This window comes from Candidatus Binataceae bacterium (genome assembly GCA_035294265.1).
Classification (GTDB): Bacteria; Desulfobacterota; Binatia; order Binatales; family Binataceae; genus DATGLK01.
Map to the genome: position 1 here is coordinate 1 of DATGLK010000081.1, position 11,411 is coordinate 11,411.

The following is an 11,411-nucleotide window of genomic DNA, read 5'->3' on the forward strand; positions in this document are numbered from 1 at the left end:
ACGATTTGAGTTACACCGGCAACTTTCTGGCGATGCTCTTCAAGATGACCGAGAGCAACTACAAACCCAACCCGGTTCTGGAGCGCGCGCTCGACGTACTGTTCATACTGCACGCCGACCATGAGCAGAATTGCTCGACCAACGCGATGCGCTCGGTGGGCAGTTCGCAAGCCGACCCCTATTCGGCCACCGCGGCGGCGATCGGCGCGCTGTACGGCCCGCTGCACGGCGGAGCCAACGAAGCGGTGGTGCGAATGCTGGAACAGATAGGCTCGGTCAACCACGTTCCCGATCTGATCAAGCGAGTGAAGGCGGGCGAGGAATTGCTAATGGGCTTCGGCCATCGGGTGTACAAGAACTACGACCCACGGGCGAAGATCATCAAGCGAGTGGCCGAAGAGGTGTTCGGGGTAACCGGAGTCAATCCGCTGATCAAAATCGCGCTGGAACTGGAGCGCATCGCGCTGCAGGACGACTACTTCATAAGTCGCAAGCTTTATCCCAACGTCGATTTCTACTCGGGGATTATTTATCAGGCGATGGGTTTTCCCACCTCGATGTTCCCGGTCCTGTTCGCCATTCCTCGCACCTCGGGCTGGCTGTCGCAGTGGGCGGAGATGGTGCGTGATCCCGAACAGAAAATCTCGCGCCCGCGCCAAATCTATATCGGTGAAGGTCAGCGAGCCTGGACGCCGGTCAACAAGCGGCCCGAGCCGCTGACCCGCGAGGACGCGGTCGATACCGCCATCTGAAAAGCGCAGCGACCCGGCGCCGCGTGACAAATGGGGGCCCTGAAAGCGATTTGCCGGAACTGACCTGCGGCACTCGCGGGCGTGGGGGCAAATCCTAAGCGCCGTCTTTGGGTTTTTCGATGCGGGGGAACAACGCCACCGGCGGCTGAATTCGATGGCCCGCGCGTAAGCCCTGCCCGTAGGGCGCGGTCGTGTCGGCCTGCTCCAGTCCCAGCAATTCGCCGATCCGCGACGCGGTTACCGGCATGAAGGGTTCCAGCGCCACTGCGATAAGGCGTAGACTTTCGAACAGGTTGGCCAAAATCTGCCCGACCCGGGGCAGCTGGGCGGGGTCGCGTGCCAAGCTGAAGGGTGCCGTCTGCACGACATATTTGTTGGCCGCGTCCAGTGCCTGCCAAATCACTTCGAGGGCCCGATTGAAGGCCAACTGCTCGACCAACTCGCCGCTTTTGTCAACCACCGAGCCCACCGCGGCCGCCAGCATTTCGTCTTCGCTAATGCCGGCGAGAAGCGGCGCCTGCGGTAGTTCGCCGCCGAAATAGCGCGCCGCCATCGAAAGCACCCGGCTTATTAAGTTGCCCAAATTATTGGCCAAGTCGCCGTTGTAGCGCTCGATCATTCGTGCCTCGGAGAAATCACCGTCCAGGCCGTAGGTGATTTCCCGCATCAGGAAGTAGCGCAGTACATCGGGTCCGAACACTCGTTCGTAACTGACTGGATCGGCGACATTGCCTGAGCTTTTGGACATCCGCTGACCGCCGAAATTAACCCAGCCGTGGACATTCAAATGGTGGAACAGGGGCAGTCCCGCCGACAGCAGCATCGGCGGCCAATAGACCGCATGGGTTTTGAGGATGTCCTTGCCGATAAAATGCTGGGTGGTCGGCCAAGTGGTAGTGATGAAACCAGGATCGGCACTTGCCATCAGGCTGAGGTAAGCCCAAAAAGCGTCATACCAGACGTAGGTGACATAATTTGAATCGAATGGCAGCTCGATGCCCCAGCTGAGCCGGCTTTTGGGGCGCGAGATGCACAAGTCGGCTAGTGGTTCGCCGAGCATGTTGAGCGCTTCGTTACGATACCGCTCGGGGCGGATGAAGTCAGGATGAGCGGCACAGTGCGCCAGTACCTGCGCTCGATAAGGCTCCAGGCGCAGGAAATAATTGCCCTCGCTGATAGCTTCCACCGGGCGATTGTGGGTGGGACAGAGCTGGCCCGGGAGCAGCTCCTTTTCGGTGTAAAAGCGCTCGCAGCCTACGCAGTAAAGCCCTTCGTAATTTGTGAAATAGATGTCGCCACGGGCCTGGCTGCGCCGCAGCATCTCCTGCACGAAGTGCTCATGGACCGGATCGGTAGTGCGCACAAAACAGTCGTAGGAGACGTTCAGACCATCCCAGGCCTGCTTGAAAACCGCGCTGGTCCGGTCGGTAAATTCCTTGGGAGCCACCGCAGCCGCCGCGGCTGCGCGCTGGATCTTATCGCCGTGCTCGTCGGTGCCGCTCAGAAAGGTCACCGCGCCGCTTCCCAAGCGCCGGCGCGCGGCGCGGGCAAAGACGTCGGCTGCCAGCGCCTCGTAGGCGCTACCCACGTGAGGGGCGGCGTTGCAGTAGAAGATCGCGGTGGTGAGATGGAGTCGTTCGCTCATTGCTTAATGTCAGACCGGCCCGCTCAGTGGGCACGCTTATCGACCAGATCGGCGGGGCCGACTTCGACGACACCGCCGTCGGCCTCCAACTGAATCAAAACCGTCTGCTTCAGGATATTCTGGCGCAGCACTTTGCCGTCGCCTTTGACCGATTGTACCCGTTTGCCCGCCGCCGGCAGCTCGCGCTTGAGATCGAGGTAGGTAGCGTATTCATAGCGCAGGCAGCATTTGAGCCGCCCGCACATCCCAGCCAGCCGCGAAGGATTGAGGGCCAGCCCCTGCTCGCGTGCCATCTTGACCGTGACGGCGTCGAAGTCGCGCAGCCACGAGGAGCAGCATAGCTCGCGCCCGCACGGTCCCAGCCCACCTACCACCTTGGTCTCGTCCCGTGCGCCAATCTGCTGCATTTCAATTCGCATGCGCAGGGCGCTAGCCAGATCGCGCACCAGCAGGCGAAAATCGACGCGAGTCTCGGCGATGAAATAGATCACTGCCTTGCGACCGTCGGCGCCGACACTTACATTGACCAGCTTCATCGGCAGTTGGCGCTGCTGAATCCCCTCCAGGCACAGCCGGCGGACCTGCCGCTCGCGCTCCCGACTGTTCTCCCTCGCCGCCATATCGCCGTCATCGACACGGCGCAGAACCGGCCGCAGCGCGGCTAGGTCCAAGCTCAGGGCGGCTGGATGGGGCTCGACCTCCACGGTGGCGAAACTGGGGCCGTGGTCGGTATCGACCACAACCTGCTCGCCCCGCTTAAGGTCCAACTCGCCAGCCAGATAGTTATCGATATGTCCCACCGGCTGCAGGCTAACGCCCACGATTTGCGGTGGCGCAGGCAAATTATCAAAAGGATCTTGCTGGTTCACGTTGCTCCCTGTCTAAGCGCGTCGCTGGCAGCCAGCCACAAACCCTCGGCTTGCAGCCGCGAGTTGGCCATAGCCCCCACTGCGGTGGCCGCGGTGAGTGCCAAGTCCAGAATTATAAGAATCTGATCCCGGCTTAAAGTACGCGCCAGTTCTGCCAGCGCGCTGTCGAGGTCCACAAAGGTGCCGGAGCCGGCCTCCAAGAGCTGACGCGCCAGCAATTCCTCCAGCAGCCGGGCCAGGAGCTCGAAATTGTCGATCGCCTCCTCGCGGTTGCCGAAAAAGCGCTCGGCCAGTGCGCGGATGGCTACAAAATCCAGGTGTGGCAAATCGCGCAGCGCCGCCACCAGTTCGCCCACCGGCGGCGTAGTCTTGACCAGTTCTAGGGCGCGCGCCGCACTGCCGCGAGCCAAACGGGCCAGAGCCGCCGCGCGGGTGGGTTCCAAGCCGGCCTTGCGCTCGAGCAGCGCGCTTAGCGCTTTGACCGGCAGTGGGGCGAAGCGTACCGGGCGCAAGCGCGAACGCACGGTATCGAGCAGCGCCGACTGGCTTTCGGAGACCAGGATCAGCAGGCTCTGGCCGGGAGGTTCCTCCAGAGTTTTAAGCAGCGCGTTTTGGGCGGCCAGGTTAAGCGCCTGGGCATCGTCGATGATTGCGATTCGTCCGCGGCCACGCACCGCTTTGCCTCCCAGGTGCGCAATCAGTTCGCGGACCTGCTCGATCAGCACGAAGCTGCGATTTTCCGCGCGCGCCAGATAATCGAAATCGGGGTGAACTCGGCGCGCGACCTGCACGCAGCCGGTGCAGCATTGGCATTGCGCCACCGCGGCGCGCCCGCGCCTCGGCGCAGCCGGCAGGTCGCGACTCGGACAGCTTAACAATTGGCAGCAGAAATCGCCCGTCTGGTTGCGCTCGCACAGGCGCGACAAAGCCAGCGCTTCGGCGACCATTGCTTTGCCGATTCCACGCGGGCCCCAGAACAGGTAGGCGTGAGCGGGGCGCCGGTCAAGTTCTTGATTGAGGCGCTGGAAAAGCTCCTGATGGCCTGCAAGATCCGTCAGCGGCATCAGCTCGCCAGCGCCTCGCGCGCCACCGCCATGATTTCGGCCTGTACCTGGGCGGCATCGCGGCTGGAATCGATCAGCCGGATGCGCTGAGGATGGAGCCGGGCCAGTTGGCTAAACCCCTCGCGCACGCGCCGATGGAATTCTAGCGCGGCGCCCTCGAAACGGTCGGCTGGTTGCGCGGCGGCGCTGCGCTGGCGAGCCCTGGCTAATCCCAACTCCACCGGACAATCCAGCACGATGGTACGATCGGGGATCAGCCCGTCACTGGCGAAGGCATTGAGCTTTTGCACGCACTCCAGATCCAAGCCGCGCCCGTAACCCTGGTAGGCGATGGTCGAATCGCCGTAGCGATCGGAAATGACGACTTCACCGCGCTCCAGCGCCGGCTTCAGCAGCAGCTTGACATGCTGAGCCCGATCCGCCAGCACCAGCAGCAACTCGGCTGGTGCGGCCAACTCAATGGTGGGGTTAAGGAAAATGGCGCGCAAGGCCTCGCCCACGCCGGTCCCGCCCGGCTCGTGAGTCAGCATCACGCCGTGTCCTTCGCCGCGCAAAGCCTGGGCTAGGGCACGAGCCTGGGTCGTTTTTCCCGAGCCCTCAATTCCTTCGATCGTGATAAACCGCCCGCGTCTCATCGCCTCAGTTAAGGAGGTACCAACTTACCAGTTGCGGTTGGAAAAGGGCGAATGCGCCGGCGGCAAGCGAAAGAAAGGGACCAAAGGGCACCGCGGTCTGGAGCAGGCCGCCGCCCGCACCTCCAGGCGGAAGATCCGGGTCAGCTTGCGCCAGCGCGACTTTGCCGTCCTCCGAAGGGCCGCCGTGAGTCAGCATCCCGGTAATGATGCCGCCAGCCGCTCCCAAAGCGGAGCCGACAAAGAGGGTAAATAGAACTCCCTGCCAACCAAGGAACGCGCCAATCATCGCCAGCAGCTTGACGTCTCCCATCCCCATTCCTTCATAGCCGCGCAGCAGCCGGTACGCCTCGCCCACCCCGAACAGCACCCCCCCTCCTAGTGCGACGCCCACCAGAGCATCGGTAAGCCCGACTTCGGGGATCACCCAGGCGGCAGCCGCCACTCCCAGCGGAATGCCAGGCAACGTGATCGCGTCAGGAATGATACGCCAGTCGAAATCTATCCAGCTGACCGCGAACAGTGCCGCACATAGCACGAAACGCGCGGCGGCATCCGGTGGCGGAAAACTGAAAGTTACGTACAGCGCAATCAGGCCTAGGCCTAACTCAGTTACCGGGTAGCGCAGCGCGATCGGCGCCGCGCACTTGTAGCATCGCCCGCGCAGTGCCACGTAGGATAGAATCGGTATGTTGGCCCAATAGGGGATAGGTTCCACGCAGTGAGGGCAGAACGAGCGCGGCCGAATCAGCGAAATTTCGTGCGGCAGCCGATAGGCGACCACGTTGACGAAACTTCCCAGCGAAGCGCCGGCAAAAAAAATCAATATATTGAGCAGCGCGCCCGGTTCCACCATGGTGCGATTGTAGCAGGGAGCGCGCCGCCCTGCTGCCCTCCCGGTCGCCGCGGCCTGGGGAGGTAGGCCTCTGCCCGGGTTAAGTCTGGAGATTCTGGCTCAATGGGCCGCCAGCCCCTGGTTGCTGGTACTGGTCTTCGTGGTGGTCTGTCTGGAGTCCGCGGCCTTTCTGGGTCTGTTCGTGCCGGGCGAGAGTGTCGTGCTTTTGACGGGCGCCGCCGCCGGGGCGGGCCTACTCAATCCCACTGTGGCCGCCGTGATCGTGCTGTCGGCGGCGATCGTTGGGGATATCACCGGATATCTGATTGGTCGATGGTGGGGTTCGGCGTTGCTGGCCCACTGGCCTTTCGCCGCTCGTCAATATGCACGCTACCGCCCCTATCTGACCAGTTATTTCGAGCGCTGGGGCTCGATGACAGTGCTGTTGGGCCGTTTTCTGGCAGTCGGCCGCGCCTTCACTCCCTTCACCGCTGGGCTCTCCGAGATGCCCGCACGGCGGTTTGTTCCGATGGCTGTCATCTCGGGCCTGCTCTGGGGCGGCCTCTTCACCGGCGCGGGCTTTCTGCTCGGCGATAATTTTCACCTGATCGAAAGGTGGCTCCGGCCATTAGGTGCCGGGATGCTGGGTTTGGTGCTGTTGACCCTGGCGATGGCCTGGCTGTGGCGCTGGCTGCAGCGCCATCAAGATAAAGTCGCCGCCCTGGAACGGCGCCTACTGGAGAGCGCGCTTGCACGCCACTTGATGACGCCATTGGGAGCGGCCAGCCGCTGGGCACTGGCGCGCTTTTCCCCCTCGGGCTACCTCGGCCTGTATCTCGGCGTGGGTTTGCTCCTGATTGCCTTACTGGCAACCAGCTTTGGCCTGATCGTGCACAGCATCCTGTTCCAGCGTCCCCTGGTTTATGTGGACCAGTCCGTCGCCCTGTTTTTGGCCCAACGGCGCACTCCGGCCCTCGACCACCTGATGGCGGTACTCTTCTGGCTGGCCGCTCCACGGTTTCTATTGCTGGTGGTAGGTGCTGCAGCTTTGAGCCTGCTGCTGGCCGGACAGGTGCCAGATGCGATGGTCGTCCTGCTCACAATCGTGGGTGCCTACCTCGCCGGCTTTGGCTTGCGTGAGCTGTTTGAAGGAATCTCACCGCACGTGACTCAGGAAGCACTGGTCCACGGCTTCGCTAATTTCCCCAGCGTCAACGCCACCGCGGTTGCGGCCGGATATGGGGTGCTGGGATATAGTGTCGCCCGCTCGTTGCGTAGTTGGCGCTCAAGCACCCTGCTGGCGGTTGGGTCGCTGTACCTGGTGGTTTTGGCTGCGCTCGCCTGCCTCTATCGCACCAGCGCGCTCAGTGCGGTCATTGCGGGGTTGGCGGTGGGTGGCTGCTGGCTGGCGATTTGTCTGACCGGCATGATCGCCTGGCGCCGTCTGACTGGCGAGACCACGATCAGGTCGGCCGCGCCCCCGCAGGAATCAGGCTGACGTTTACTTGGCGCTCCCGGGGGCCGTCGAATTCCGCCAGCAACAATCCTTGCCAACGACCCAGCGCTAGCTTGCCCGCGGCCACCGGCACAGTCAGCGAGCAGCCCAGCATCACCGACAGGATGTGGGCCTGTGAGTTGCCCTCGCCATGCCGGTAGCCGCCTTGTTGCGGAACCAGGTGCTGCAGGCGCTGAAGCAGGTCGTCAATGACGTCGGGATCCCAGTTTTCGCATACGATAAGCGCGGCCGTAGTATGCGGCAAGAAAATATTGCACAGGCCCGCGCTGGCCGCGGCGCGAGCGATTGACTGGTTCACTTCGCCGGTGATGTCGAGCATCTGGACGCGTTGCGTGCTGCGGACCCTAAATTGCTCCATGGCTATCTCCATGCCGCCGCTTCAAGGCCGCGCGCAGATCCGCTTGACGTAGTCGTAGGTGGTACGGACCCCCATGCTGAGATTGCTCACTGACAGACGCTCGTCGATACCGTGAATTCGCCTGGCTTCAGAGGCCGGCAGCACCACCGGAATGAAACCGTAGGCCGCCACCCCACGCGCGCGCAAAAAGCGCGAGTCGGTTGCGCCCGCATCCAACATGGGAACCACCAGGGCGCCGGCAAAATCCTGGGTCACGACATCCTGAAAGGCATCCCAAAACGGTCCTTGGATAGGGCTCTCATGGTCGCCGGGAGCAGGTTTCTGGAGAAATTCTACCACCACGCGAGAGTCATGGATGCGATTACGGAGGTGCTCCAAAAATGCTTGCTCGTCGGCGCCGGGTAGCAGCCGGCAATCCAGGGTGGCGTCGGCGTAGGAGGGGATGACATTGGCTTTGATTCCAGCATCCAGCATGGTGGGCGCGATGGTATCGCGCAGCAGGGCCTGAACCGCATATCCCGCCAGCGGACCGCGCATCGCCAAGTCGAGCATCATGGGCCATCCCAGATGCGCCATCGCAGTCGAATAGGGGTCTGGGAAGCGATGGGCGAGCTGGCTAAAGGTTTCTTCGACCGTCGGCGTCAAATGAATCGGCGGCTGCGTGGCCAGCAACCGGGCCAGTGCGCGAATCAGGATCAAGTTAGGGTTTTGGTCGTTGGGCTCCGAGCCATGGCCGGCACGTCCATGCGCGATCAGGCGTAACCACATCGCGCGTTTCTCGGCCACCGCGATCTTGAAGGTGATGCCTCGGCTGCCCAACCAATTAGGAGTCCCCTCTCCGCCTTCGTTGAGTGCCAGCGCTGGATCGATTGCATCCCAATGCTCTTGTACCATCCATTGGGTGCCCAGTTCGCCTCCAACTTCCTCGTCAGAATTGACCATCATCTCGATGCCGCGACGCAGTGGTACGTGCTGGCGCTTGAGGATCAGCAAGGTCATCAGGGCCATGATACCGTGCGCCTTGTCGTCTAGCGCGCCGCGGCCCCACACGTAACCCTTGGCTATCTCGGCGGCAAAAGGCGGATGAGACCAATCGGCCGCCACCGCCGGCACCACGTCGGCATGCGACATCAGCAGCAGCGGCTTGACATTAGGTGGACCTGAAAGGCGGGCCACTAGGTTCGGCTTGTCGGCCTGGGCGCTGTAGATCTTTACCGGAATGCCGTTTTTTTCCAGGATGCCCTTGAGCCAGTTGATTGCGGCTACGGTATTGCCGGGTGGATTGGAGGTGTTGAAACGCAGATAGGTACGGAAGTAGCCCAGCGCCTCCCCATCGACCTGATTCCAGTCCAAGGGCGGCGGCGCAGCGGTGGCCGGTACGGGTGCTTTGGGCAGTTGCGGCGCCGGCATCGCAACTGCGGGTGATGTGGGGACTCCGGGTAGGGGCACGCTGAGGGGAACCGGTCGGGAGGCGGTGGGGATAGCCGCGGCCGATTGGGCGTGGCCCAACCCCTGTCCCAGCAATACCATCAGCAGGGCCGCGGCCGAGGTTACAAGCGCGCGCAAGCCGATCAACTTTAAATTCATACACCTGGTCTTTGCCGATTAGCGCTGGCATCGCGGACAGTAAGCACTGGCGCGCTGCCCTACTATCCGGTTTAGCACCGTTGTGCCACAGATATAACAGCGCTCGCCCGCTCGCCCGTAGACTTTCAACAGGGGGGCGAAACGACCGGGTTGGCCGCGCGAGTCTCGATAGTTGCGAAAGGTGGTGCCGCCCTTGCCGATCGCGGCCCGCAGAATGGCGGGGGTGACCGCCGCCAGGCGCGCCAATTCAGCTCGGCTCAGCCGCCCGGCGCGGCGCTGGGGGCGGATGCCCGCGGCGAACAGGATCTCGGCGGCATAAATGTTGCCGATTCCCGCTACCACCCGCTGATCCAGCAGCAAGGCCTTGATCGAAGTTTGCCGACCCCGCGCGACCCGCGCCAGATACCCGGCGTTGAACTCGGTGCCCAGCGGCTCGGGCCCCAGCCCGCGCAGTTCCTCGATCTGCTCCAGGCGGGAGCTGGGGACGGCCAGCAGCAGGCCGAAACGACGGGGGTCGTTGTAAACCAGCGCGCTGCCATCATCGAGCGCCATGCGCACATGGTCGTGAATGTGGTTGAACTCGCTTTCAAAATCGCCGCCCCGATGGGTCAGACTGCCGCTCATTCCCAGATGCACGACCAATGTCAGCTCGCCCAGGTCCATTAGTAGATACTTGGCTCGCCGCGACACCGCCTTAATCGTGGCGCCGCTTACGCGCTGGGGCAGGTCGGCCGCCAATCTTCGGCGCAGCTGGGGTTGGGTGATGGCGACCCCACTGATGCGCCGGCCTACCACCGAGGCGGCCAGCAGTTGGCGCAACGATTCGACTTCGGGCAGTTCAGGCATCGCATGCGGGCGCAGGCGCCATCTCCATCAGAGCGGTGGTCAGCCGAACGAAGTCCGCCATCGCCAAATGCTCGGCCCGTTCTGCCGGACTGATAGAGGCACGGTTGAGCGCCGCGCGCGCCTGCTGGTCGGACAAGCACAAGCCATCGAGCAAAGCATGCCGTAAGTTTTTGCGCCGGCTGGCGAAGCCTGCCCTGATAAGGGCGCGCAGCCGCTGCTCGAACAGAGGTGTCACGGAGCAGGGGCGAGGGCGAAAGCACAGGACCTCGGCATCAACCTTGGGGCGGGGATAGAAACTGCCGGCGTGAACCCGAAAATGCTCTCCGATTTCCCAATCTAGTGCTGCCAGCAGCGTCAGTGCGCCGTAGGCAGGCGTAGCCGGGGAGGCGCGCAGGCGCTGGGCCACCTCGCGTTGGAACATCAAGACCATCGCTTCGATCCGGCTGCGATGGCGGCCCAGGCGGCGCAACATCGCGGTTGCCGCGTTGAAGGGCAGATTGCCCACCACCTTGAGCTTAGGCGTGGCGCCCAGGCGGCTTAAATCGAGCTGCAAAAAATCTTCACGCAGCAACTCGAAATTACCTACCAACTGACCCTCAAGTCGCGCCGCCAGCTCCAGGTCCAACTCCACCAGCCATAATTTTGCGATCGGATAGCGCAGCAGCCGTTGGCTGAGGATGCCCAATCCCGGGCCGATTTCCAGGACCCACTGGCCCGCTTGGGGGTCGGCCAGCGCCACAATGCGATCGGCGATCGCGCCTTGGACCAAAAAATTCTGACCGCGCCGGCGATTGGGACGCAGACCGGCGGCGTGCAAGGCGCGTGCGGGGGCTTCTTCGCCGGTTTCAAAAATGGTTTGGCGCGGTGGTCCCATCGCGGCGTCACACCGGGCGAACCCAGTCACAGCGGCAGGTTGGCCTCGGCGTCGATGGCCAGCGAATCGTATTCACCGCGTAGCAGCCGATAGCTACCAGCCATCGCGATCATCGCGGCGTTATCGGTGCAATATTGAAAGGCGGGCGCGATCAGGCGGCGGCCCTCGGCCTGCGCCGCTTCGCTCAGGCGCTGGCGCAGGCGGCGGTTGGCGGCCACCCCGCCCGAGAGTGCTATCACCGGTACCTCCAGCGCGCGCGCCGCCGCCATGGTGGGCGTCACTAGCATGTCCACCACCGCCTCCTGAAAACTGGCGGCTAAATCCTCGCGCCGGGTTTGGGCTGCTTCAGGCGACTGCAGAAATTGCGCGGTCGCGGTCTTGATTCCGCTGAAGCTGAAATCCAGCGGCGCCTGTTTGACCCGCGCGCGCGGCA

The 11,411-nt window shown here is 63.0% G+C and carries 12 protein-coding genes; 2 read left to right on the forward strand and 10 right to left on the reverse strand.

Annotation, left to right across the window (positions count from 1 at the left end; translation table 11 throughout):
• On the forward strand, positions 1–752 hold a 752-nt coding region (locus VKV28_12970), incomplete at its 5' end, for a citrate/2-methylcitrate synthase (protein HLH77708.1).
• A 94-nt stretch (positions 753–846) separates the two neighbouring features.
• Here VKV28_12970 and metG read toward each other — a convergent pair.
• Genes metG through VKV28_12995 form a run of 5 tightly spaced genes read right to left on the reverse strand, consistent with a single transcriptional unit; the run spans position 847 to position 5,818 of the window.
• Entirely contained in the window at positions 847–2,397 is a 1,551-nt protein-coding gene (gene metG / locus VKV28_12975; protein ID HLH77709.1) for a methionine--tRNA ligase, read from the reverse strand.
• Between the two features lie 23 nt (positions 2,398–2,420).
• Positions 2,421–3,266 (reverse strand): regulatory iron-sulfur-containing complex subunit RicT, encoded by an 846-nt coding sequence (ricT, locus tag VKV28_12980; GenBank protein ID HLH77710.1) that lies wholly within the window; start codon positions 3,264–3,266, stop codon positions 2,421–2,423.
• Positions 3,263–4,330: a DNA polymerase III subunit gene (locus VKV28_12985; GenBank protein ID HLH77711.1), complete on the reverse strand. Its 1,068-nt coding sequence runs from the start codon at positions 4,328–4,330 to the stop codon at positions 3,263–3,265. The genes ricT and VKV28_12985 overlap by 4 nt, the downstream gene beginning before the upstream one ends.
• Positions 4,330–4,965, reverse strand: coding sequence for a dTMP kinase (gene tmk / locus VKV28_12990; GenBank protein HLH77712.1), 636 nt, complete (start codon positions 4,963–4,965; stop codon positions 4,330–4,332). The genes VKV28_12985 and tmk overlap by 1 nt, the downstream gene beginning before the upstream one ends.
• Before the next feature lie 4 nt (positions 4,966–4,969).
• A complete protein-coding gene (locus tag VKV28_12995) occupies positions 4,970–5,818 on the reverse strand; it encodes a prepilin peptidase (GenBank protein ID HLH77713.1) in 849 nt (282 codons plus the stop codon).
• Positions 5,819–5,939: 121 nt separating this feature from the next.
• On the opposite strand from VKV28_12995, the gene VKV28_13000 reads away from it, so the two are divergent.
• Positions 5,940–7,295: a VTT domain-containing protein gene (locus VKV28_13000; protein HLH77714.1), complete on the forward strand. Its 1,356-nt coding sequence runs from the start codon at positions 5,940–5,942 to the stop codon at positions 7,293–7,295.
• Here the strand turns inward: VKV28_13000 and VKV28_13005 are convergent.
• From VKV28_13005 to VKV28_13025, 5 genes are all read right to left on the reverse strand, one after another.
• Entirely contained in the window at positions 7,261–7,671 is a 411-nt protein-coding gene (locus VKV28_13005) for a secondary thiamine-phosphate synthase enzyme YjbQ (GenBank protein HLH77715.1), read from the reverse strand. The genes VKV28_13000 and VKV28_13005 overlap by 35 nt on opposite strands.
• Before the next feature lie 21 nt (positions 7,672–7,692).
• Complete coding sequence (locus tag VKV28_13010) at positions 7,693–9,258, reverse strand: M20/M25/M40 family metallo-hydrolase (GenBank protein HLH77716.1); 1,566 nt, start codon at positions 9,256–9,258, stop codon at positions 7,693–7,695.
• Between the two features lie 18 nt (positions 9,259–9,276).
• Entirely contained in the window at positions 9,277–10,104 is an 828-nt protein-coding gene (mutM, locus tag VKV28_13015; protein HLH77717.1) for a bifunctional DNA-formamidopyrimidine glycosylase/DNA-(apurinic or apyrimidinic site) lyase, read from the reverse strand.
• Positions 10,097–10,978, reverse strand: coding sequence for a 16S rRNA (adenine(1518)-N(6)/adenine(1519)-N(6))-dimethyltransferase RsmA (gene rsmA, locus VKV28_13020; GenBank protein ID HLH77718.1), 882 nt, complete (start codon positions 10,976–10,978; stop codon positions 10,097–10,099). Before rsmA ends, mutM begins: the two co-directional genes overlap by 8 nt.
• Before the next feature lie 26 nt (positions 10,979–11,004).
• A partial coding sequence (locus tag VKV28_13025; GenBank protein ID HLH77719.1) for a hypothetical protein occupies positions 11,005–11,411 on the reverse strand: 407 nt, incomplete at its 5' end.

Coding starts and splice junctions, on each gene's coding strand:
- metG (HLH77709.1), bottom strand. CDS start 2,397: ATGAGCGAACGACTCCATCTCACCACCGCGATCTTCTACTGCAACGCC.
- VKV28_12985 (HLH77711.1), bottom strand. CDS start 4,330: ATGCCGCTGACGGATCTTGCAGGCCATCAGGAGCTTTTCCAGCGCCTC.
- tmk (HLH77712.1), bottom strand. CDS start 4,965: ATGAGACGCGGGCGGTTTATCACGATCGAAGGAATTGAGGGCTCGGGA.
- VKV28_12995 (HLH77713.1), bottom strand. CDS start 5,818: ATGGTGGAACCGGGCGCGCTGCTCAATATATTGATTTTTTTTGCCGGC.
- VKV28_13005 (HLH77715.1), bottom strand. CDS start 7,671: ATGGAGCAATTTAGGGTCCGCAGCACGCAACGCGTCCAGATGCTCGAC.
- VKV28_13010 (HLH77716.1), bottom strand. CDS start 9,258: ATGAATTTAAAGTTGATCGGCTTGCGCGCGCTTGTAACCTCGGCCGCG.
- mutM (HLH77717.1), bottom strand. CDS start 10,104: ATGCCTGAACTGCCCGAAGTCGAATCGTTGCGCCAACTGCTGGCCGCC.
- rsmA (HLH77718.1), bottom strand. CDS start 10,978: ATGGGACCACCGCGCCAAACCATTTTTGAAACCGGCGAAGAAGCCCCC.